The organism is Microbacterium sp. KUDC0406 (assembly GCF_021582875.1).
Taxonomy (GTDB): Bacteria; Actinomycetota; Actinomycetes; order Actinomycetales; family Microbacteriaceae; genus Microbacterium.
This window is the reverse complement of sequence record NZ_CP091138.1, coordinates 130995-151010: the sequence shown is the minus strand read 5'-3', so window position 1 is coordinate 151010 and position 20016 is coordinate 130995. Positions and strand designations below refer to the sequence as shown.

General features: G+C 69.6%; 21 protein-coding genes and 1 pseudogene. 4 read left to right on the top strand and 18 right to left on the bottom strand.

Going from position 1 to position 20016, the window contains the following annotated elements; translation table 11 throughout:
- Nucleotides 1–42 precede the first annotated feature (42 nt).
- Genes rpsC through rpsJ form a run of 8 tightly spaced genes read right to left on the bottom strand, consistent with a single transcriptional unit; the run spans nucleotide 43 to nucleotide 4311 of the window.
- On the bottom strand, nucleotides 43–765 hold the full coding sequence (gene rpsC / locus L2X99_RS00785; RefSeq protein WP_236135510.1) for a 30S ribosomal protein S3: 723 nt from the start codon (nucleotides 763–765) through the stop codon (nucleotides 43–45).
- Nucleotides 765–1163, bottom strand: a complete 399-nt coding sequence (rplV, locus tag L2X99_RS00780; RefSeq protein WP_236125459.1) for a 50S ribosomal protein L22 — start codon at nucleotides 1161–1163, stop codon at nucleotides 765–767. The genes rpsC and rplV overlap by 1 nt, the downstream gene beginning before the upstream one ends.
- Nucleotides 1164–1195: 32 nt before the next feature.
- Nucleotides 1196–1477, bottom strand: a complete 282-nt coding sequence (gene rpsS / locus L2X99_RS00775; RefSeq protein WP_116241743.1) for a 30S ribosomal protein S19 — start codon at nucleotides 1475–1477, stop codon at nucleotides 1196–1198.
- Nucleotides 1478–1489: 12 nt separating this feature from the next.
- Nucleotides 1490–2329 (bottom strand): 50S ribosomal protein L2, encoded by an 840-nt coding sequence (gene rplB / locus L2X99_RS00770; protein ID WP_236125460.1) that lies wholly within the window; start codon nucleotides 2327–2329, stop codon nucleotides 1490–1492.
- A 20-nt stretch (nucleotides 2330–2349) separates the two neighbouring features.
- Complete coding sequence (gene rplW, locus L2X99_RS00765; RefSeq protein WP_236125461.1) at nucleotides 2350–2673, bottom strand: 50S ribosomal protein L23; 324 nt, start codon at nucleotides 2671–2673, stop codon at nucleotides 2350–2352.
- The gene (rplD, locus tag L2X99_RS00760; protein WP_236125462.1) at nucleotides 2670–3332 is read right to left on the bottom strand and encodes a 50S ribosomal protein L4; all 663 of its coding nucleotides are present in this window, start codon (nucleotides 3330–3332) and stop codon (nucleotides 2670–2672) included. Before rplD ends, rplW begins: the two co-directional genes overlap by 4 nt.
- Nucleotides 3333–3334: 2 nt before the next feature.
- Nucleotides 3335–3994: a 50S ribosomal protein L3 gene (gene rplC / locus L2X99_RS00755; RefSeq protein ID WP_236125463.1), complete on the bottom strand. Its 660-nt coding sequence runs from the start codon at nucleotides 3992–3994 to the stop codon at nucleotides 3335–3337.
- A gap of 8 nt (nucleotides 3995–4002) precedes the next feature.
- Nucleotides 4003–4311: a 30S ribosomal protein S10 gene (gene rpsJ, locus L2X99_RS00750; protein WP_106816553.1), complete on the bottom strand. Its 309-nt coding sequence runs from the start codon at nucleotides 4309–4311 to the stop codon at nucleotides 4003–4005.
- A gap of 734 nt (nucleotides 4312–5045) precedes the next feature.
- Here rpsJ and L2X99_RS00745 point away from each other — a divergent pair.
- Complete coding sequence (locus tag L2X99_RS00745) at nucleotides 5046–5792, top strand: response regulator transcription factor (RefSeq protein ID WP_236135509.1); 747 nt, start codon at nucleotides 5046–5048, stop codon at nucleotides 5790–5792.
- A gap of 10 nt (nucleotides 5793–5802) precedes the next feature.
- On the opposite strand, the gene L2X99_RS00740 is transcribed toward L2X99_RS00745, so the two are convergent.
- On the bottom strand, nucleotides 5803–6966 hold the full coding sequence (locus tag L2X99_RS00740) for a hypothetical protein (RefSeq protein ID WP_236135508.1): 1164 nt from the start codon (nucleotides 6964–6966) through the stop codon (nucleotides 5803–5805).
- The gene (locus L2X99_RS00735) at nucleotides 6963–8597 is read right to left on the bottom strand and encodes a sensor histidine kinase (protein WP_236135507.1); all 1635 of its coding nucleotides are present in this window, start codon (nucleotides 8595–8597) and stop codon (nucleotides 6963–6965) included. The genes L2X99_RS00740 and L2X99_RS00735 overlap by 4 nt, the downstream gene beginning before the upstream one ends.
- Before the next feature lie 192 nt (nucleotides 8598–8789).
- Here L2X99_RS00735 and L2X99_RS00730 point away from each other — a divergent pair, with 192 nt between their 5' ends.
- The 3 genes from L2X99_RS00730 (at nucleotide 8790) to L2X99_RS00720 (ending at nucleotide 12932) form a co-directional block, all read left to right on the top strand.
- The gene (locus tag L2X99_RS00730; RefSeq protein ID WP_236125467.1) at nucleotides 8790–10454 is read left to right on the top strand and encodes a GspE/PulE family protein; all 1665 of its coding nucleotides are present in this window, start codon (nucleotides 8790–8792) and stop codon (nucleotides 10452–10454) included.
- A gap of 131 nt (nucleotides 10455–10585) precedes the next feature.
- On the top strand, nucleotides 10586–11704 hold the full coding sequence (locus L2X99_RS00725) for a type IV pilus twitching motility protein PilT (protein WP_329608088.1): 1119 nt from the start codon (nucleotides 10586–10588) through the stop codon (nucleotides 11702–11704).
- Between the two features lies 1 nt (nucleotide 11705).
- A complete protein-coding gene (locus L2X99_RS00720; RefSeq protein ID WP_236125468.1) occupies nucleotides 11706–12932 on the top strand; it encodes a type II secretion system F family protein in 1227 nt (408 codons plus the stop codon).
- Here the strand turns inward: L2X99_RS00720 and L2X99_RS00715 are convergent.
- The 8 genes and pseudogenes from L2X99_RS00715 to L2X99_RS00685 form a co-directional block, all read right to left on the bottom strand.
- Complete coding sequence (locus L2X99_RS00715; protein ID WP_236125469.1) at nucleotides 12887–13168, bottom strand: hypothetical protein; 282 nt, start codon at nucleotides 13166–13168, stop codon at nucleotides 12887–12889. The genes L2X99_RS00720 and L2X99_RS00715 overlap by 46 nt on opposite strands.
- A 29-nt stretch (nucleotides 13169–13197) precedes the next feature.
- A pseudogene (locus L2X99_RS18450) lies at nucleotides 13198–13677 on the bottom strand (HTTM domain-containing protein); the annotation flags it as partial.
- An 11-nt stretch (nucleotides 13678–13688) separates the two neighbouring features.
- Nucleotides 13689–14033, bottom strand: coding sequence for a hypothetical protein (locus L2X99_RS00710; protein WP_236125471.1), 345 nt, complete (start codon nucleotides 14031–14033; stop codon nucleotides 13689–13691).
- Nucleotides 14034–14067: 34 nt separating this feature from the next.
- Nucleotides 14068–14772 (bottom strand): hypothetical protein, encoded by a 705-nt coding sequence (locus tag L2X99_RS00705; protein WP_236125472.1) that lies wholly within the window; start codon nucleotides 14770–14772, stop codon nucleotides 14068–14070.
- Between the two features lies 1 nt (nucleotide 14773).
- Nucleotides 14774–16462: a pilus assembly protein PilM gene (pilM, locus tag L2X99_RS00700; protein ID WP_236135506.1), complete on the bottom strand. Its 1689-nt coding sequence runs from the start codon at nucleotides 16460–16462 to the stop codon at nucleotides 14774–14776.
- 34 nt (nucleotides 16463–16496) lie between these two features.
- Complete coding sequence (locus tag L2X99_RS00695) at nucleotides 16497–17408, bottom strand: prepilin peptidase (RefSeq protein ID WP_329608087.1); 912 nt, start codon at nucleotides 17406–17408, stop codon at nucleotides 16497–16499.
- A complete protein-coding gene (locus L2X99_RS00690; protein WP_236125476.1) occupies nucleotides 17405–19051 on the bottom strand; it encodes a pilus assembly PilX family protein in 1647 nt (548 codons plus the stop codon). Before L2X99_RS00690 ends, L2X99_RS00695 begins: the two co-directional genes overlap by 4 nt.
- Nucleotides 19042–19983 carry a prepilin-type N-terminal cleavage/methylation domain-containing protein gene (locus L2X99_RS00685; RefSeq protein ID WP_236135505.1) on the bottom strand — a complete coding sequence of 314 codons (942 nt, stop codon included), beginning with the start codon at nucleotides 19981–19983 and terminating at the stop codon, nucleotides 19042–19044. Before L2X99_RS00685 ends, L2X99_RS00690 begins: the two co-directional genes overlap by 10 nt.
- Nucleotides 19984–20016 lie beyond the last annotated feature (33 nt).

The window sequence follows — 20016 nt, the reverse complement described above, 5'->3', positions numbered from 1 at the left end:
CAGGCAGACGCTCCTTCTGCGACGGGAGCCTCGTTGCGACGGTCACCGACGGTCGCCACGGGGGCCACGACGGTCGCCACGCTCGCGCGAAGGCTTCTGGTTGGCCTGCTCACGAGCAAGCTCCTTGTTGGTGAGGTCGCCCTTGTAGATCCAGACCTTCACGCCGATGCGGCCGAAGGTGGTCTTCGCCTCGTAGAAGCCGTAGTCGATGTTCGCGCGCAGCGTGTGCAGCGGCACACGACCCTCGCGGTAGAACTCCGAGCGGCTCATCTCCGCGCCGCCGAGGCGGCCGGAGACCTGGATGCGGATGCCCTTGGCGCCGGCGCGCTGAGCGCCCTGCAGGCCCTTGCGCATCGCGCGGCGGAACGCCACGCGAGCCGAGAGCTGCTCGGCGATGCCCTGGGCGACCAGCTGAGCGTCGGCCTCGGGGTTCTTCACCTCGAGGATGTTCAGCTGGATCTGCTTGCCGGTGAGCTTCTCGAGGTCGGCGCGGATGCGCTCGGCCTCGGCGCCGCGGCGGCCGATGACGATACCCGGACGAGCGGTGTGGATGTCCACACGCACGCGGTCGCGAGTGCGCTCGATCTCGATGCCGGACACGCCGGCACGGTCGAGCTGCGTCTGCAGCAGCTTACGGATCTTGATGTCCTCGGCGACGTAGTCGGCGTAACGCTGGCCCGGCTTCGTCGAGTCCGAGAACCAACGCGACACGTGGTCGGTCGTGATGCCGAGGCGGAAGCCGTACGGGTTGACCTTCTGGCCCATTACTTGCTCGCCTTCTTCGTCTCGGCGGCCGGAGCCGCCTCGGCGACCTCAGGGGTCGCCAGCACGACCGTGATGTGGCTCGTGCGCTTCTTGATCTGGAAAGCACGACCCTGGGCGCGGGGCTGGAAACGCTTGAGCGTCGTGCCCTCGTCGACGTACGCGTTCTTCACGTACAGGTCCTGCTCGTCGAGGTACTCGCCGTCACGATCGGCCTTCACCTGCGCGTTGGCCATGGCCGACGCGACAAGCTTGTAGATCGGCTCGCTGGCGCTCTGCGGCGCGAACTTCAGGATGGCAAGTGCCTCCTCGGCCTGCTTGCCCTTGATGAGCGCGACGACACGACGAGCCTTCTGAGGGGTCACGCGGATGTGTCGCACGCGTGCGATGGACGCCACCATTTCTCTCCTCTGTCTCTCAGACAGTCGCCGCGTCAGCGGCGACGGCCCTTCTTGTCGTCCTTCTCGTGGCCGCGGAAGGTGCGGGTGGGCGCGAACTCGCCCAGCTTGTGGCCGACCATGGTCTCGGTCACGAACACGGGGATGTGCTTGCGACCGTCGTGGACGGCGATGGTGTGTCCCAGCATGGCGGGGATGATCATCGACCGGCGCGACCAGGTCTTGATGACGTTCTTCGTACCGGCTTCGTTCTGACCGATCACCTTGCGAAGCAGGTGCTCGTCGACGAAGGGGCCCTTCTTCAGACTGCGTGGCATCTTCCTCTACTCCTACTTGCGCTTCTTGCCAGCGGTACGGCGACGCACGATGTACTTGTCGCTTTCCTTGTTGGCGTGACGGGTGCGGCCCTCGGCCTGGCCCCACGGGGAGACGGGGTGACGTCCACCGGAGGTCTTGCCCTCACCACCACCGTGCGGGTGGTCGACCGGGTTCATGGCGACACCGCGGACGGTCGGGCGGACGCCCTTCCAGCGCTTGCGGCCGGCCTTGCCCCAGTTGATGTTCGACTGCTCGGCGTTGCCGACCTCGCCGATCGTCGCACGGCAGCGCGCGTCGACGTTGCGGATCTCGCCCGAGGGCAGACGCAGCTGAGCGTAGGGGCCGTCCTTCGCGACCAGACGCACGGAGGCGCCGGCCGAACGGGCCATCTTCGCACCGCCGCCGGGACGCAGCTCGATCGCGTGGATCACGGTACCGGTGGGGATGTTCTTCAGCGGCAGGTTGTTGCCCGGCTTGATGTCGGCCGAGGGACCCGACTCGACGATGTCGCCCTGCTTCAGCTTGTTCGGCGCGATGATGTAGCGCTTCTCGCCGTCGAAGTAGTGCAGCAGCGCGATGCGCGCGGTGCGGTTGGGGTCGTACTCGATGTGGGCGACCTTGGCGTCGATGCCGTCCTTGTCATTGCGACGGAAGTCGATGACGCGGTACTGACGCTTGTGGCCACCACCGATGTGACGGGTGGTGATGCGGCCCTGGTTGTTGCGACCACCGGTCTTGGCGAGCGGACGCAGCAGCGACTTCTCCGGCGTCGATCGGGTGATCTCGGCGAAGTCGGCCACAGACGAACCGCGGCGACCCGGGGTCGTGGGCTTGTACTTGCGAATAGCCATGTTTAGTCCTTATCCCCCGGTCAGCCGACTGCCGTGAAGATGTCGATGGTGCCGGACTTCAGCGTGACGATGGCGCGCTTGGTGTCCTTGCGCTTGCCGGTGCCGAAGCGGGTGCGGCGGGCCTTGCCGACGCGGTTGAGAGTGTTCACCGCGGCGACCTTGACGCCGAAGATCTTCTCGATGGCGAGCTTGATCTCGGTCTTCGACGCACGGGTGTCGACGTAGAACGTGTACTTGCCCTCGTCGATCAGGCCGTAGCTCTTCTCGGAGACCACCGGGCCCAAGATGATGTCGCGCGGGTCCTTGTTGAAGGCCGCGGAGAGGGCGCTTGCCTGCTCGGTCATGCCGAGACCTCCTCGGTTGCGCCGGTCTTCGAGGCGATGAAGCCCTCGAGAGCGGCCTGGGTGAAGACGATGTCGTCGGCGACGAGCACGTCGTAGGCGTTCAGCTGGTCGAACGTCAGCACGTGCACCTCGGTGAGGTTGCGCACGCTGAGCAGCGTCAGGTCGTCGCCGCGCTCGGTGACGATCAGGACGTTCTTCGACGGCGAGACCTGCGCGATCAGCGCGGCCGCGGCCTTGGTCGAGGGCGTGCCCTCGATGCCGAAGTTCTCGACGGCGTGCAGACGCTCACCGCGGAAGCGGTCGCTCAGCGCACCCAGCAGGGCGGCGGCGATCATCTTCTTCGGGGTGCGCTGCGAGTAGTCGCGCGGCTTCGGGCCGTGCACGATGCCACCACCGGTCATGTGCGGCGCGCGGATCGAGCCCTGACGGGCGTTACCCGTGCCCTTCTGCTTGAAGGGCTTGCGGCCGGCACCGGAGACCTCACCGCGACGCTTGGTCGAGTGGGTGCCCTGGCGAGCCGCCGCGAGCTGCGCGACGACGACCTGGTGGATGAGCGGGATGTTCGTCTTGACGTCGAACAGGGCGGCGGGCAGCTCGATCGAGCCGGCCTTCTTGCCGTCTGCCTTCAGGACGTCGAGCGCGAGAGTCGAGTCAGCCATGTTCAGGCACCCTTCACTGCGTTGCGGACGTAGACGATGCGGCCGCGAGCACCGGGGACGGCGCCCTTGACGAGCATGAGTCCCTTCTCGGCGTCGATGGCGTGCACCTTCAGGTTGAGGACGGTGACGCGCTCGCCACCCATGCGGCCGGCCATGCGCATGCCCTTGAACACGCGGCTCGGGGTGGCCGAGGCGCCGATCGAACCGGGCTTGCGGTGGTTGCGGTGCGCACCGTGCGAGGCGGAGACGCCCTTGAAGTTGTGGCGCTTCATGACACCGGCGAAGCCCTTGCCCTTGCTCGTGCCGACGACGTCGACGAGCTGGCCGGCCTCGAAGACGCCGTCCACCGTGAGCTCCTGACCGAGTGAGTAGTCGGCAGCATCCGCGGTGCGGATCTCGGTGACGTGGCGGCGCGGCGTGACGCCGGCGGCCTCGAAGTGCTTCGCGAGCGGCTGGGTGACCTTGCGGGGGTCGATCTGGCCGTAGGCGATCTGAACGGCGTTGTAGCCGTCCTTCTCGGGCGTGCGGACCTGGGTGACCACGTTCGGGGCGATCTCGATCACGGTGACGGGAACGAGCTTGCCGTTCTCGTCCCAGACCTGAGTCATGCCGAGCTTGGTGCCGAGCAGGGCCTTGGAAACCTTGTTGTTGATGTCAGCCATGTCGAACCTCAGAGCTTGATCTCGATGTTGACATCGGCCGGCAGGTCGAGACGCATCAGCGAGTCGACGGCCTTCGGCGTCGGGTCGACGATGTCGATCAGACGCTTGTGGGTGCGCATCTCGAAGTGCTCACGGCTGTCCTTGTACTTGTGCGGAGAACGGATCACGGCGATCACGTTCTTCTCCGTCGGAAGGGGCACGGGGCCCACGACGGTCGCGCCCGCACGGGTCACGGTGTCGACGATCTTGCGCGCCGACGAGTCGATGACCTCGTGGTCATACGACTTCAGGCGAATGCGGATCTTCTGTCCCGCCATTTGTCTGCTCACTCTCTTTGAAGCGTCTTACCTCTCCGGGCCGGGTGACCCGGGGCATTGGACGCACGTCGGCGCTGCTGCGCCTGGCGCTTGCGCACCCTGTTCTCTTTTCACACGGAAGACGCCGGCATCGGATGCCCGCGTCTTCGAATGGGAGATGTCCTCCTGCCCGCGGCCTAGATCCCTGCACGCCGAATCACGAAGACCGGATGCCGTCTATGCACTGCCTGGCAGTGATCCCGCGCCGAGCGCAGGAATGTGGAACCTGTCTATTCTGCCATGCCCGATTCCCCCACTGCAAACCCGGGCGTGTCGCGCCTCCCGAAGCCCCTGTTCCGCTCGTCCCGGCGGGGAAAACCCGGGCCGCGCTGAGCCGGTGCTGAGTTCGCCCTGAGCCTGTCGCCATATCGTCATCTCTGCGGGCCAGGATTCCCCAGATCAGGGCCCGACGTGCAGATCGTCTCAGACGCACACAGCACGCACCGACGGGGCCTCCCCAGGGCACCGCCGGACGGAGCGACCTCCCCAGGGCCGCTCCGAAGCCTGACACCGGACATCCATGACGGATGCGCCGGACCGGGCGGGACACAGCGATCCGCCGGTCCCGCCCGACGGCCTCCGTCCTCTCCGCCTCTCGCGGGCTCCGCCCGGTGCAGCGCCGTTCCTGCGGGTCGCACCGTTTTCGCGCTATCATTCCCACGCCGGAGCGCACGACCCGGTGATGGGGAGGAAACGTGCCGAATTCGCAGACCGCCGTCGTCATCGAGGACGACCCCGACATCCGCGATCTCATCGATCAGGTGCTCGAACAGGCCGGGTTCACCGTGTTCGCCGCGGGCAGCGGCCCTGAGGGCATCGAACTGGTCGACCAGCACGGGCCGGTGGTGACCACGCTCGACGTCAGCCTGCCCGGAATGGACGGGTTCGAGACCGCCCGGCGGATCCGCGCGTCCAGCAGCACGTACATCGTGATGCTGACCGCGCGCGCCGAGGAGATCGACACCCTGCAGGGGCTGCAGGCCGGCGCCGACGACTACATGACCAAGCCGTTCCGCCCGCGCGAGCTGCGCGCCCGTATCGAGGCGATGCTGCGCCGCCCCCGGGTCGGCGGCGGCGCGCAGACGGCCGCCTCCCCGGCGGTCACGGCCGACGACGATCCGGACTGGCTCGAGCACAGGGGGCTGCGTCTGCACCCGGACATGCACATCGCCTCGGCGGACGGTGAGGACCTCGATCTCACCCGCAGCGAGTTCGACATCCTGCACGACCTGATGAGCGCCGGACGCCGCGTCGTCGGCAAGGAGGACCTCGCCCTGATGCTGCGCGGCGACCGCACGGCGGGCGTGGGTTACGTGAGCGAGCACGACGTGCGAGCGATCGAGGTGCACGTCGCGAACCTGCGCCGCAAGCTCGGCGAGTCGGCGATGCAGCCGCGCTGGATCGAGACGGTCCGCGGGGTCGGCTACCGCCTCGCCCTCTGAGCGGACCGGCTCACTCCGCGATCATCACCGACGCCTCCGAGCTGGTGGACGCACGCCCGGCAGCCTCGAAGGCTGCCCGCAGCAGTGCGCGCACGTCGCCGCCGAAGGTGTCAGCCATCGCAATCCCGACGCCTATCACCGGGATGACGGCGCTCCCCCGCTCGGCGAGATCATCGAGCATCCGACGCTGGATGCGGTTGGCCGCGCGCCGCACGTCGGCCGCGGAACCCGCCTCCATGGCGACCATGATCCCGGTCAGCCCGTACTCGCCCACCGGCGTCATCGACGGGGCGTACCGGCGCACGGCCTCGCGGCACAGCGCGATGACGGCCTCCTGCTCGGCGGATCCGAACGCGATGCCGATCTGAGGGAGATCGTCGGCGCGGAACGCGATCACGCCGATCGTCGCACCGGGATCGCGCTCGAACGCCAGCTGCTGCTCCATCACGAGCGCGAACGAGCGCCGGGTGAGCACGCCGTCCGGCGACACCTGCAGCGTGTTCCCGTTGATGCCCGCCCCCGGCGTGACCGAGTTGTTGCGCAGCGTGGTCGTGGTGACCAGGGCGACGATCATCAGCACGATCGTGATCGTGCCGGTGATGCTGGAACTGAACCAGGTGCGGAACAGCTCACCGTCCGGGCCCTCGATGGCGAACACCGCGCAGCGGACCCCGTAGTACGCCGCGACGATCCCCAGCACGACGGTGAGCCCGGCGGTGGTGGGCGTCCCGCCCATGTGCCCGCGCCGCGACTCGACGGCGCCCAGGACGGCGAACACCGCGATGCCGGTGAACAGGGCCAGCGAGCCGGCCCAGTCGCCGGCCTCGGTCCCGTCCAGCAGCGACAGCGCCACCACGGCGAGCGCGCTCACCGCCACGATCGTCCCGGCGAGCACGAGCCCTCTGCCGTTGTACCGCAGGCAGCCCAGCCACAGGCATCCGACCGTCGCGACCAGGGCGGCGTTGCCGACGGCGATCGCGATCAGTGGCTCCGGCGAGCTCTTCCAGACCAGGTACGAGATGACGGTCAGCATGCCGCAGAGATAGGCGAGCACCCAGATCTGGCCGGCCCTGGACTCGTGGCGCAGCATCGTCTCGAGCAGGTACATCACCCCCGCCGCAAGGGTGGTGACGGCCACGAGCACGTTGACGGTGAACGGATCCAGCGGCATCATGCCTCCTCTCGGATCTGCAGGAACGGAAGCTGGACGGTGAACTCCGCCCCCTCACCGGGCCGAGTGCGAACGGTCAGCTCGCCGCCGTGCGCGCGGACGATGTCACGGCTGATCGCCAGGCCGAGACCACTGCCGTGCGTCACGGACTGGCGCACCAGGGCGGAGCGGAAGAAGCGGTCGAAAAGACGGGGCACCTCGGCCTCGGGGACGCCCGGACCGTCGTCGCCGACCACCACCGCCACGCGGTCCTCCTCCCGCAGCACATCGATCCGCACGTGCCCGCCGATGTCGCCGTACTTGACGGCGTTCGAGACGAGGTTGTCCACCACCTGGCGGATCCGGTGCGGGTCGACGTACGCGCGCACCGGATGCGGCGCCGCCGTCTCGATCATCATGCCCCGTTCCGCCGCGGGCAGCTGGAACGCCTCGACCGAGGCCTCCACGAGCGCGATCAGGTCGGTGTCCTCGGGCTCCAGCGAGAACGCCACGCCCATGTGCGACATCGACGACGCCGCGAGCAGGTCCGACACGATCGTCAGCAGCCGCGCGGCGTTGCGCTCCACCACCTCGAGGCTGCGGCGCACCGGGGACGGCAGCCGGTCGTCCTCCAGCACGAGATCGACGTAGCCGGTGATCGAGGTCAGCGGGGTGCGCAGCTCGTGCGAGACGGAGGCGATGAGGTCCTCCCGCGCGCGCAGCGCCAGCTCCTCGGCGGTGATGTCCTGTGCGACGACGATCATCCCGCCGTGCGCGAGATCGGCCTCCGTCACCCGCCGGCAGGTGAAGCGCAGCGCCCTGCGCGCCGGATCACCGGGCTCGCCGAACCACACGAGAGTGCTGTCGGCCTCCTCGCCCCTGCGCGCGCGGGCGAGCGGCAGCTCGTCCGGATCGAGGACGGTGATGCCGTCCTCGGCGTACGCGGTCGTCGGATCGCCTGCGCCGGGCGTGAGCCGCAGCCTGCCGATCGCGTCGTTGGTGACCACCTGCTCCCCGTCCGAGGTCAGGCGGACGACACCGAAGTCCACGGCGTCGAGCACCTCGGTGACGAGGTCCTCCTGGCGCCGGGCCCGCTCGACGGCGCGGCGCAGCTCCCTGGACTGCTTCTCCAGCACGACGCGCTGCGCTCCGGAGCGCCACGAGGCGACGGAGGCGATCGTCGCCAGACCGGCGATGACCACCGGCAGCACCGCAAGCGTCGGAGTCACCGGCTGCTCGTAGTTCAGCACGACGGCACCCCAGTACGCTGCCGTGATCACCGTCGTGCCGGCGACGACGCCCAGGGCGCCGAGGGACGAGCCGACCCACATCGCGGGGAACGTCCACAGCAGCGGGAAACCGGATGCCGGCGCAGCCGCGCACAGCAGCATGATGGCGAAGATGTCCACCAGCGGCAGCAGCAGCATCAGCCCCACCGGGCCCCGCTCCCACGGGACCACGAAGGCGGTGCCCGTGGCCAGGAAGATGAGCAGCAGGCCCATCATCAGCGGCATGACGTGCAGCACCGTGCCGATCCCGAGCGCGAGGAAGGTGGCGAGCACCACGACGCCGCCCACCATCACCTGGTTCAGAAGCACGGCGCGATCGCGCACGCGCTGCAGGGCGGAGGCCGGATCCGCCGCGAGGAACGTCACGCCACGACGATACCGTCTGCCCGACTGGCTCTCCGGAACTTCCCTCCCGCCTGGGAGAAGTTGGGCCGTTCCTGAGGTCGTCGCGCGCTCGTGTCGATAGCATCCTGACAGCGGTGCGCGCCCCCTGGAGTCCGCGCCGTGGAACTGCCCCGGGCGGCCCGACGTCCCGGGGCGTCCTGGGAGGAGACAGCCATGCGCGGAGTCGTCCAGACGCTCGTGCTCACCGGCGCGGTCCGCGCATCCGACATCGCCGGTCCGATGACGGAGCTCGGCGACGGACATGAGCTCGTTCGTCATCTCATCTCGCAGCGGGTCATCACCGAGCGGCAGTACGCCGACGCGATCTCGCTGCAGTCCGGGCATCCGTTCGTGGACCTCTTCACGACGCCTCTGGATCCGCAGGTCGTCGCGCTGGTCCCGGGGGGCCTGGCCCGCAAGCACCGGCTCATCCCCGTGGCGCACGAGGGCGGCCGGCTCGTGGTCGGCATGGCCGATCCCACCGACATCATCGCGATCGACGACGTGTCGACCGTCGCCGACCTGCGCGTCGATCCGGTGGTCGTCGCCGAGGACGCGCTGGAGTACGCCTTCCAGCGGTACGTCCGCTCGGACGCCGAGCTCTCCGACCTCTCCGCCAGTCTCGAGGAGACCGCGGCCAGCCAGGCCGCGCGCACCGAGGAGCTGACCGAGCAGGACAGCGATGCGCCGATCGTGCGCTTCGTGAACCTCGTGATCACGCAGGCCATCGACGACCGGGCCAGCGACATCCACCTCGAGCCGGGCGAATCCCACCTGACGGTGCGTTACCGGATCGACGGCGTGCTGCACGAGATGCAGCGTCCAGACAGCAACATCCAGGACGGCATCGTCTCGCGCCTGAAGATCATGGCGTCGATCGACATCGCCGAGCGCCGCAAGCCGCAGGACGGCCGCCTGTCGGTCGTGCACCACGGCCGCAAGGTCGACCTGCGTGTGGCGACGCTGCCCACGGTGTGGGGCGAGAAGGTCGTCATGCGCATCCTGGACAACTCCGGGGTGAGCCTGTCGCTCGAGGACCTGCGGATGAGCCCGTCGAACCTCGAGCGGTTCCGCACCGCCATCGCCCACCCGCACGGCATGGTGCTGGTCACCGGGCCGACCGGTTCCGGCAAGTCGACCACCCTGTACACCGCGCTGCGGGAGGTGTCCACGCCGCGGGTCAACGTGATCACCGTCGAGGATCCGGTCGAGTACCGTATCCCGGGCATCAACCAGGTGCAGGTCAACGCCAAGGCCGGCATGACGTTCCAGGCGGCGCTGCGCAGCATCCTGCGCAGCGACCCCGACGTGGTGCTGGTCGGCGAGATCCGCGACCGCGAGACCGCCGTCATCTCGGTCGAGGCCGCGCTGACGGGCCACCTGCTGCTGTCGACGCTGCACACCAACGACGCGCCGAGCGCGGTCACCCGGCTCACCGAGATGGGCACCGAGCCGTTCCTGGTCGCCACGGCGCTGACCGCGGTGGTGGCGCAGCGCCTCGCGCGCAAGCTGTGCACCGCCTGCCGCGAGGCGCACCACGAGGACCCGGCCGCGCTGCGGGCGATCGGCTTCCCGCTCGAACCGGGCGAGATGCCGGTGCTGTACCGGGCGAAGGGATGCCCGACCTGCTCGAACACCGGGTACAAGGGCCGGATCGGCCTGCACGAGGTGATGGCGATGTCCGATGAGATCGAGCATCTCGTCGTCACGCACGCCACCGGCACCGACATCCGACGCACCGCCGCCGAGCAGGGCATGACCAGCCTGCGACAGGACGGCTGGACCAAGGTCCGCGAGGGCCTCACGACGATCGAGGAGATTCTGCGTGTCACTGCCTGACCCCTACGAGCCCACCCGCGCAGAGCTGCGCGCCAGGGCCGCGTCCGGCGGCGCCCGTCGGATACACGACACCGGCCGGATACACGGCGCCTGCCGCGCCCGCGCAGCCCGCCGCCGGGCTGATCGACAGCGTGCTGGCGGTGGCCGCCGGCCGTGGATCGTCCGACATCCACTTCTCGTCGGGCGCGGCGCCGCTGAACCGTCTGAACGGCTCGCTCGCGCCGATGCCCGAGTTCCCCGACGCCATTCCGGATGCCGTGCTGCTCGACGAACTGCTCGCGATGCTCTCGCCCGCCCAGCGGGAGAGCTACCGCTCCACCGGCGAGGCCGACCTGTCGCACTCGGTCGCCGGCGTCGGGCGGTTCCGCGTCAACGTCTTCCGTCAGCTCGGCACCGTGGCCGCGGCGTTCCGTCTGATCGCGTCAAGGGCCTTCTCGCTCGAGGAGCTGGGCGCCCCGGCCGTCGCCCGCGACCTGGCGCTGCGCCCGCGCGGCCTGGTGCTGGTGACCGGCCCCACCGGCTCGGGCAAGTCGACCACCCTCACCGCGATGATCGACATCATCAACCGCGAGAAGAGCGACCACATCGTCACGGTCGAGGACCCGATCGAGTTCGTGCACACCAGCAGGCGATCGCTCATCCATCAGCGCGAGGTCGGCTCGGACACGAACTCGTTCGCGGAGGCGCTGCGGCGCGTGCTGCGACAGGACCCCGATGTGATCCTGATCGGTGAGCTCCGCGACCCCGAGTCGATCTCCACCGCCCTGACCGCCGCCGAGACCGGCCACCTCGTGCTGTCGACGCTGCACACCCAGGGCGCCTCGAAGAGCATCAACCGCGTCGTGGACGCCTTCCCCGCCCACCAGCAGGACCAGGTGCGCAGCCAGCTCGGCGACACCCTGCAGGGCGTGATCAGCCAGACCCTGCTGCCCCGGCCGCAGAGCGAGGGCCGCGTGATCGCGACCGAGGTGCTGGTGTCGACACCCGCGGTCGCCAACCTCATCCGCGAGAACCAGATCGCGCAGCTGTACAACGCGATGCAGTCCGGCGCCGCGCACGGCATGCACACCCTGGACCAGTCGCTGAAGGAACTGGTCGAGCGGGGCGACCTGGCCGCCGGTCTCGCGAAGCACTACCTCACGGATCCGCACTCGCTCGACAACGTGCGGGTGCGGCCGAAGGATCTCGACGCCGAGGCGTGGCTCAACCACGGTGCGCGGCAGAACACGACGAACGAGTGGGGACTCTGACATGCCCGTCGAGGAGTACTCGTACCGTGCGGTCGGCTCCGGCGGCGGCGCGATCGTCAAGGGGTCGATGGAGGCGGCGAGCGAGAACGCCGTCGTCGGCAAGCTGCGCGCGCAGGGTCTGCTGCCGCTCGAGGTGGTGCCGGTGTCGAAGACCGGCCTCAACCAGGAGATCCCCTGGTTCGAGAAGCGCGTCACGCTCGACGACCTCGCGGTGCTCACCAAGCAGCTCGCCGGCCTGATCGATGCCGGCCTGCCGCTGCTGCGCGCGCTGTCCGTGCTGATCGACCAGACCGAGAACAAGAAGCTCGTCTCGGCGCTCACCGCCGTGCACAGCGACATCGAGGGCGGCAAGGCCTTCTCGGCTGCGCTCAGCGCGCATCCCGCGGTGTTCCCGCCGCTGATGATCAGCCTGGTGCGCGTCGGCGAGACCGGCGGATTCCTGGGCGGCGCGCTGAAGTCGGTGGCCACGAGCTACCGCTCCGACGTCGACCTGCAGCAGAAGATCAAGTCCGCGCTGACGTATCCGATCATCGTGCTGATCATCGCCGTGCTCGGTGTCACGGCGATGCTGACCTTCATCGTTCCGATCTTCCAGAACATGTTCGAGAGCATGGGCGGAGAGCTGCCGCTGCCCACCCAGATCCTCGTCTCGCTGTCGGCCAACATGACCTGGATCCTGCCGCTGATGGCCGTCCTGATCATCGTCGGCACCGTCTGGTACCGACGGGTGAAGGACACCGACCGGTTCCGCGGCGTCGTCGACCCGATCAAGCTCAGGCTGCCGGTGTTCGGAACGCTGATCACCAAGATCGCCGTCGCGCGGTTCGCGCGCAACCTGTCCATGATGCTGCAGGCCGGCGTGCCGCTGCTGCAGGCGCTGGAGATCGTCGGCAAGGCGGCGAACAACCGCGCGATCGAGCTCGCGCTGGTCGATGTGTCGACCTCGATCAGCCAGGGCCGTTCGTTCTCGCGGCCCCTGGAGGATGCCGCCGTGTTCCCGCCCCTGGTGGCGCAGATGGTGTCCGTCGGCGAGGAGGCGGGCACGCTGCCCGACATGCTCGAGAGCATCGCGGACTTCTACGAGGCCGAGGTCAAGACGGCCAGCGAGCAGCTGACCTCGACGATCGAGCCGATTCTCATCACCCTGCTGGGCGTGATCATCGGCGGCATGGTGGTCGCGCTCTACATGCCGATCTTCGGCATGTACGACCAGCTCGGCAAGCAGTAGCCGGCCCGCATCGAGAGGTGCGCGAACTGCACGTAGCCGGCGGCCATCAGCAGCGCGAACGGCACGAGCTCGTCCGACCCCTGCAGCAGGACGATGATCCCCAGGTGCAGGATCGCCCCGACGACGAACGCCGTGGGCCTGGTCCGCCGGTGCCACAGCGCGAAGGCCAGGAAGAGCTCGGCGGCGATGCTCGCCGCGGCCGCCGCACGAGCGACACCGGGCGCGAGGTCCGGCATCCCCTCACGCATCCAGAGGAGATCACCTCTCCGGCGAGGTACTGCGGGTTGAGCTTGGACACCGCGGTCCAGAAGTAGAGCGTCGTGATGAGCACCATCATCAGGAACGAGGGGTAGAACGGCACCCGTGCGGTCCCCCTCGGGTTCCGGTGCGTCCATGCCTCCCCGGCGCCGCTGACCGCGAGGATCAGACACATCGAGATCAGCAGCATGCTGTGGTTGCTGTACGTCTGCAGGTCGATCAGCGTGGATGCCGCAGCGACCAGCGCGATGCAGAGGGCGGAGAGCCTTGTGCGCACTCCCAGGAGAAGCGCGATCGTGGCGACGGTGCCGATCGCGGTCAGCGCGATGAGACCCGGCAGAGTGAGGGGAGGCATCCACGCGAACGCGGGAAAGGCGAGGGCACCTTCGGCAAGGCCGGCGCGAAGCCGCTCGTGCCGCTCCACCAGCATCGCCACCGATGCCAGCGCGACAAGCATGCGGGCCGCGGCCAGCGGTCGTGCGTCCATGGTGGCCGCGACTAGCGTTCGCATGTCACCCGCACGTCCATCCTCGGAGTGTCCCGCCGCATCTCGACGCGCGCGATACCGGGATCCGAGGCGCAGAGCTGCTGGGGGACCCGTGCGGCGTAGTCGATCTCCGGTCGCCAGCGCGGGACGAGGTCGGAGAGCGAGAGCAGGCGGCTCCCGCCGTCGACAGTGACGATCTCGATGATCGGCGACCCCGGCTGGGCGGAGTACATCTGCCAGCCGAGCATCGCGGGCCTGGGGCCGGCGAGCGCGAGAGCCGGTCCGAAGGCCATCAGGCCGACGCAGGCCACGACCAGCACACTCCTGGCGGTGACCCGACGTGAAGGTGTGCTCATGGTCGGATGCTGTCGGCTGCGCGGGGCGTGCCGATCAGGACTTGTTGACGAAGACCAGCGCGGTCACCGTCAGGTGCACGCCCTGGTCGTCGGTGGTCGTCGCGGCGTCGGTCACGGCGACCACCCGGGGACCGGCGCGCAGGGCGTCGACGATGGAGGTCGCGTCGACGACGCTCTCCGCCGTGATCACGAGCGTGACGGGTACCTGCTGCCGGGTGTCGTCGCCCGCGGCCGCCGCGTCTGCCGGTGCGGCGGTCGAAGCGGATGCCGGCTCGGCGGCGCCCTGGGCGGTCTGATCGCCGTCCTGCCCGGTCTGATCGCCGTCCTGCGCCTGCTGATCGCCGTCCTGCGGAGCTGCGGCATCCGCCGCTCCGTCGGCCTGCTCGGCGACGCGCACCGCGAACGGCTCCGCCTCGGCGACGGTCACGCTGTCGAGAGTGCCGTGGTGTGCGCCGACCGCGGCGATCGCCAGCGCCACGATGTCGTCGGCACGCGGCTCGGGCGCGATCTGCCGGCGCAGCTTCGCCAGCTCGGCGTCGAGCTCGTCGGACTTCTTCTCCTGGGCACGCAGGCCGTCGATGATCGTCTGCTGGGTCTGGTTCCCCAGGGCGACCTGGTCCGCCTCGGCCGCGGTGGCCTGCGCATTGGAGTACATCGGCAGGCCGATCAGCAGCACGCCGGCGACGAGCACGAGCACCGCGACAAGGCCGCCGACGAGATTGATGAGCTGACGCGTCATGTCACTTCTCCTTCTTCTCTGGAGCGAAGTCGCCGGTGTAGACGGTCTGGTCGAGGACGACCGTCACCGTGTAGGTGAAGACGTCCTCGTCGCGGGTGAGCACCTGAACGTCGACGCTCATCACCGGCTCGAGGGTGCGCAGCTTCGCAGTGGCGGATACGAGGTCGATGGGCGTCGCGCTGCTCAGCGTCACTGTTCCCGACACCCCCGGGGTGGCGGCGGGATCATCTCCGGCCGGTGCGGGACCGGCGGTGAGTGCATAGCCGGTGATCGAGGAACCGGCGGGGATGCCGGAGGCGAGCGTGTCCAGCACCGGACGCCAGGCGAGGTCGCCCGACATCGCCTCGGTGCGCTGCGTCTCGATGGCCGAGCGGGCGGACAGCGACTGGCTGACCGGGGCGAGCTGCGCCATCTGCATGGTCAGCTGCTGGGTCGTGTTCTGCTCGGACGCCAGGCGCGCCGAGGCCAGCAGATGCATGCCCTGCAGCCCGACGACGAGGGCGGCGACGACGGCGACCGCGATCAGTACGATGCCCGCCCAGCGGCGCGCGGTCGCGGTGTTCGTGCGTCGCTCGAGCTCGGACGCCGGCAGCAGGTTGACGCGGGGGCGCCTGCCGGCTGCAGGCCGCGGGGTGCTCTGACGTTCATCGGTGGCCCTCCAGGGCGATGGCGACGGTGGGGAGCAGGCGTGCGGCGAGTCCGGGGTCGAGCTCGGCCTTGGAGCGCACCACCGCCAGCGCCGTGAGCGGGGTGACCTCGACGCCGACGATGTGGTCGAGCACGTTGCACATCCGCTCGTGCAGCGAGCCCGCCCCCGACACCCAGGCGACGTCGATCGGCGTCGCACCAGGCCTGCCGAGGTAGAACGACAGCGTGTCGCGCAGTCGTCCCGCCAGATCGACGAGGGCGGACTGCTGCTCGGGGTGAGGGTCGCCGCACCCGGGGCGCCGGCGTCCGGCCCGTCCTGCCGCGATCGGTGCCGGCGCAGCGGCGCCTCACCGGGACCGCCGATGGACTGGCCCGCGGCGACGAGGCCCGGCGCACCGACATCCGCCGTCCGCACCGGCACGATGTCGACCGGGATGACGCGCAGGAACCGCGGCACGCCGTCGACGGCGACGACGAGCTGGGTGAGGTGCTCGCCGATGTCGATCAGCAGCGCGGTGCGCCCGGCCGGCGCGATCGCGCCGAGCACCCGGCTGAGGCCGAACGCGGTGAGGTCGACGGCGTCGGTGTGCAGCTTCGCCTGTGCCAGGGTGGCGATGAGCTCTTCGATGGTCTCCGAGACAGCGGCGACGAGCATCCCGTGCACGTGCTCCCCGTCGTCGGCTGTGGGATGGAAGTCGAGTACCGCCTGCTCCACCGGCACCGGAAGCAGGTCCTGCACCTGGAACGGCAGCGCCTGCCGGATCTGCACGGCATTGCGCAGCGGCGTGCTGTGCTCACGGACCAGGATGCGCCTGCTGGCGACCCCGATCGTGACGTTCTTGCCGGTGAACCGGCCCTCTGTCCAGAGCTGCCGCATCGCGACCGCCACCGCGTCGCGGTCGATCACCTCGGAGTCCTTCGCCGCTCCGCCCGGCAGGCGCACCTCACCGGCGGTGCGCAGCACGGGCGTGCGCCCCAGCTCGACCTCGGCGGCGCGCACCGCATCCTCGGTGATCTCCACCGACACGACCCTCTTCGCCATCAGCTCCCCTGTTCCCCTCGTTCCCGCAGCCCGCTCATGCCATGCCGAACAGACTCAGATACCCGTTCCCGATCGCCGTGCCGAACACGGCGCCGAGCGCGGCCCCGGCGATCATCCACGGGCCGAACGGCACCGCGGTGCGTCGCGTCGCACGGCCGAACAGGATGAGGCAGATCCCGTACACGCCGCCGAGCACGAACGCCGCGAAGCCGCCGACCAGCAGCGGCCACCAGCCGAACCATCCGAGCAGGAGGCCGATGAGCGCCGCCAGCCGCACATCGCCGCCGCCCATGCCGCCCGGCTTCGCCAGCCACAGCACCGCGTAGAAGAGGTACAGCAGCAGCATTCCCAGCACCGCCCGCACGAGTGCCCACCAGTCCGTCCCCAGCAGGCAGGACAGCGCGAGCAGCGCGGTCACCGCCACCAGCGCGGTGCGCACGATGCTGCGCGGCAGCCGTCGCGTGCTCAGGTCGATCACGGTGAGCACGAGTCCGGTCGCGGCGAACCAGAGCCCCGCCAGCAGGCCGCTCCCCAGGCCTGCCGGCGGGGCCGTCCAGGAGTCGGCGGTCGTGATCGACAACCAGCCGTCGGCCAGTGAGGCGGGCAGCGCGAACGCCGGCGCAGCGGCGGCGGGATGCGCCGCGACCGTCCACCACCAGGTGACGAGTGCGAACAGCGCCCCGGTGCCGAGCTCGAGCAGCGGGTAGCGCACCGGGATCGGCTCGCCGCAGCGAGCGCATCTGCCGCGCAGCGCGAGCCAGGACAGCACCGGCACGTTCTGCCACGGGCGCACCGGTGCGTCGCAGGCCGGGCACTGGCTGCGGCGCATCAGCGAGATGCCGGCCGGCACGCGGTAGGCGACGACGTTCAGGAACGACCCGATGATCAGGCCGAAGACGCCGGCGAAGGCGATGCCGACGACGAGCAGGGTCTGCGCGGACATCATGGCCCCGCCGGAACGTCGCGGGTGGACACCAGCGAGAAGATCAGGGCGGCGCCTCCGCCGCCTCCGCCGCCGGGCCAGGGCTCGACGTCCTCGCCGAAGTCCTGGCCGGGGATGTGCCGAGGCGCGAACGCCACCTTCACGCCGCCGCCGAACGAGAGCCCACCGGCGTACACCTGGCCCCGGAAGGTGGCGCTCCCGCTGTTGAACTTCATCCCGCACGGCGTGTAGATGTAGATCGCGATCTTCGGGTCGACTGTGGAGTCGTTCAACTGCTGCGAGTCGGCGGCGGGCGAGGTGCACTGCGGGCCGGCGGCCGCGGGGTTGCCGTCCGGCGTGATCAGGAAGATCGTGTGCGGGTCGCCGTCGGCGCTCTTGAACTTCGTGCCGGAGAGGAACCACTTGTTCGCGATGACCGCGATGTCACGGTTGACCTTGACCTCTTTGTTCGCGTCGCCGGAGTTGGTGTCGAAGTTCCCCGAGCAGCCCCGGATGTCGAAGACGGTCTTGCTGCTGAGAGCACCCGCGACCGAGGTGACGTCGGCGGAGTTGCCCGACCACTTGCCGCACGCGGCCCCTGTCACGGTGACGAGCTTGTAGCCCTCGTCGGCCCAGGCCTGCGGCGGGGTGGTCGAGTTCACCGGCGTGAACGACACGTCCTGCCAGACCGGGATCTCGGGGAGCGTCGGTGCGGTCAGGGCGGAGTCCTTCACCAGACCGCCCTTGACGATCGTCGTGGCGGGAGTGCCCCAGGTGCTGTATCCGCCGCGGTACCGGAAGTTGCCGTGGATCGTGCCGCTGCCGAGGGTGGTGTTGTCGGCTCCGGCCGCGGTCACGCTGCCGTAGATCGTACCGGCGTTGAGCGTGAAGGTTCCGCCGAGGAAGGCGTTCCCCTCGTCGCCGCCGGACTTGCCGATGACGCCGGCGATGTTGTGGTTCGTGTCCATCGGGGCGACCAGGCTGCCCTCGATGGTGCCGCCGTTCACGTTCGCCTTGCCGCCGATGTACGCGTTGCCCTTCACCAGGCAGCCGGTGTCGAGCTGCAGGCCACCGGTCTTGGTGTAGATGTCGCCGGGGAAGACCGATCCGCCGCCGCACTTGATGTCACCGAGCGACGCGAACACGCCGGCGGACCCGGTGAACTCGTCGATGCCCACCTCGCTGTGGATCTCATCGAAGACGTACGAGTTCAGGCGGGTGTCCATGCCGTAGGTGTAGAACAGGCCGGGACCGCCCGCGGTCGGCGGCTTCGCGCCGCCGGTGACGCTGAACACCGCCTGGCGCGAGACGTCGGCATCGCCCACCGTCGCGGTCGCGGTGAGCGTCGCCACTCCTCCGCCGCAGATCACGGTGTAGTCGTAGCGGGGCGTGCCGGTGCCGTCCACCCGGTCGTGGTCGGATGCCGCCGCGCACGGCAGCTCGCCGGACTCCAGCCGCGCGGTCTGGGCGGCGATGCCGGCGTCGACGGCGGCCTGCGCCTTCGCCCGGTCGTTCGAGTTCACCAGCGAGCCGGTGGTGTTGACGATGATCGCGCTCAGCGCGACGCCGCCGATCGTCAGCACGATCATGACGATCAGCACGGCGACCAGGGTCGATCCGGTCTCATCGTCTTCGCGCCTGCGGTTCCGCAGTCTGTTCACCAGCACGGCGTTCCTCCTGTCTGGGCGATGACCTGCGCGTTGGCGCCGTCGGTGACGGTGACGGTGATGTCACCGCTGGTGAGCGCGAAACCGAGCGAGAGCCGCTTGCCGTTCTCGACGAACGCGGTGCCGCCGGAGAGGCTGCCGGTGACCTCCGAGGCCAGCGAAGACCAGCCGGTGTCGGCGGCGGGGCGCGGCGTCGCACCGGCGCTGTAGCGCAACTCGCCGTCCAGCACCTGCCAGGCGCGGCACTCCCAGGCGGCGCCGTCGTGGGTCAGCATCTGCGCGTCGAGCCGCCGGCCGCCGGCGCTGACCCGGATCTCGGACGAGCTGCGCACGGTCTCGGTGATCGCGGCGGTCGCGGCGTTCAGCGCTCCGGTGGCGGCATTGCGCTCGGCCGCGCGCTGCTGGGCGGACAGTCCGCTGCCGAAGATCACGGCGATGAGCGAGAGGAACAGGCCCGAGACGAGCATCACGATGATCAGCTCGACCAGGGTCAGGCCGTCGTCGTCACGGCGCAGCGGGGTTCTCGATGACGCTCCCACCCGCACTCGAGTCGTGACCGAGGTCACGGTGTCGCCGTCGTGGGTCACGGTGACCCGCACGGGGACGGATGCCGGGTAGGCGCCGGGACAGACCCCGACGGTGACCTGCGCGCGGAAGTCGTTCGCCGCGTCGACCGCCGGCGGCGCGGTCTGGAGCGCGCGCAGCGCCGCGCAGCTGCCGCTGGTGCTGCCCGGCGTGGCGGGATAGCCGGCCTGGATCGTCGTCAGCTGCTGCTTCGCGAATGAGGTCGCGGCCAGCAGGTCGCGGTTCTGCGCGCTGGATGCCACCGCCTGCATCGTCAGCGGCAGCACGGCGACGGCGATCAGCATGAACAGGAACATGGCGATGACGACCTCGATGATGCCGAGGCCGTCGTCATCGAGCTGGGTCATGGTGCACCGCCTTGTTCGGGTCAGCGGGAAATC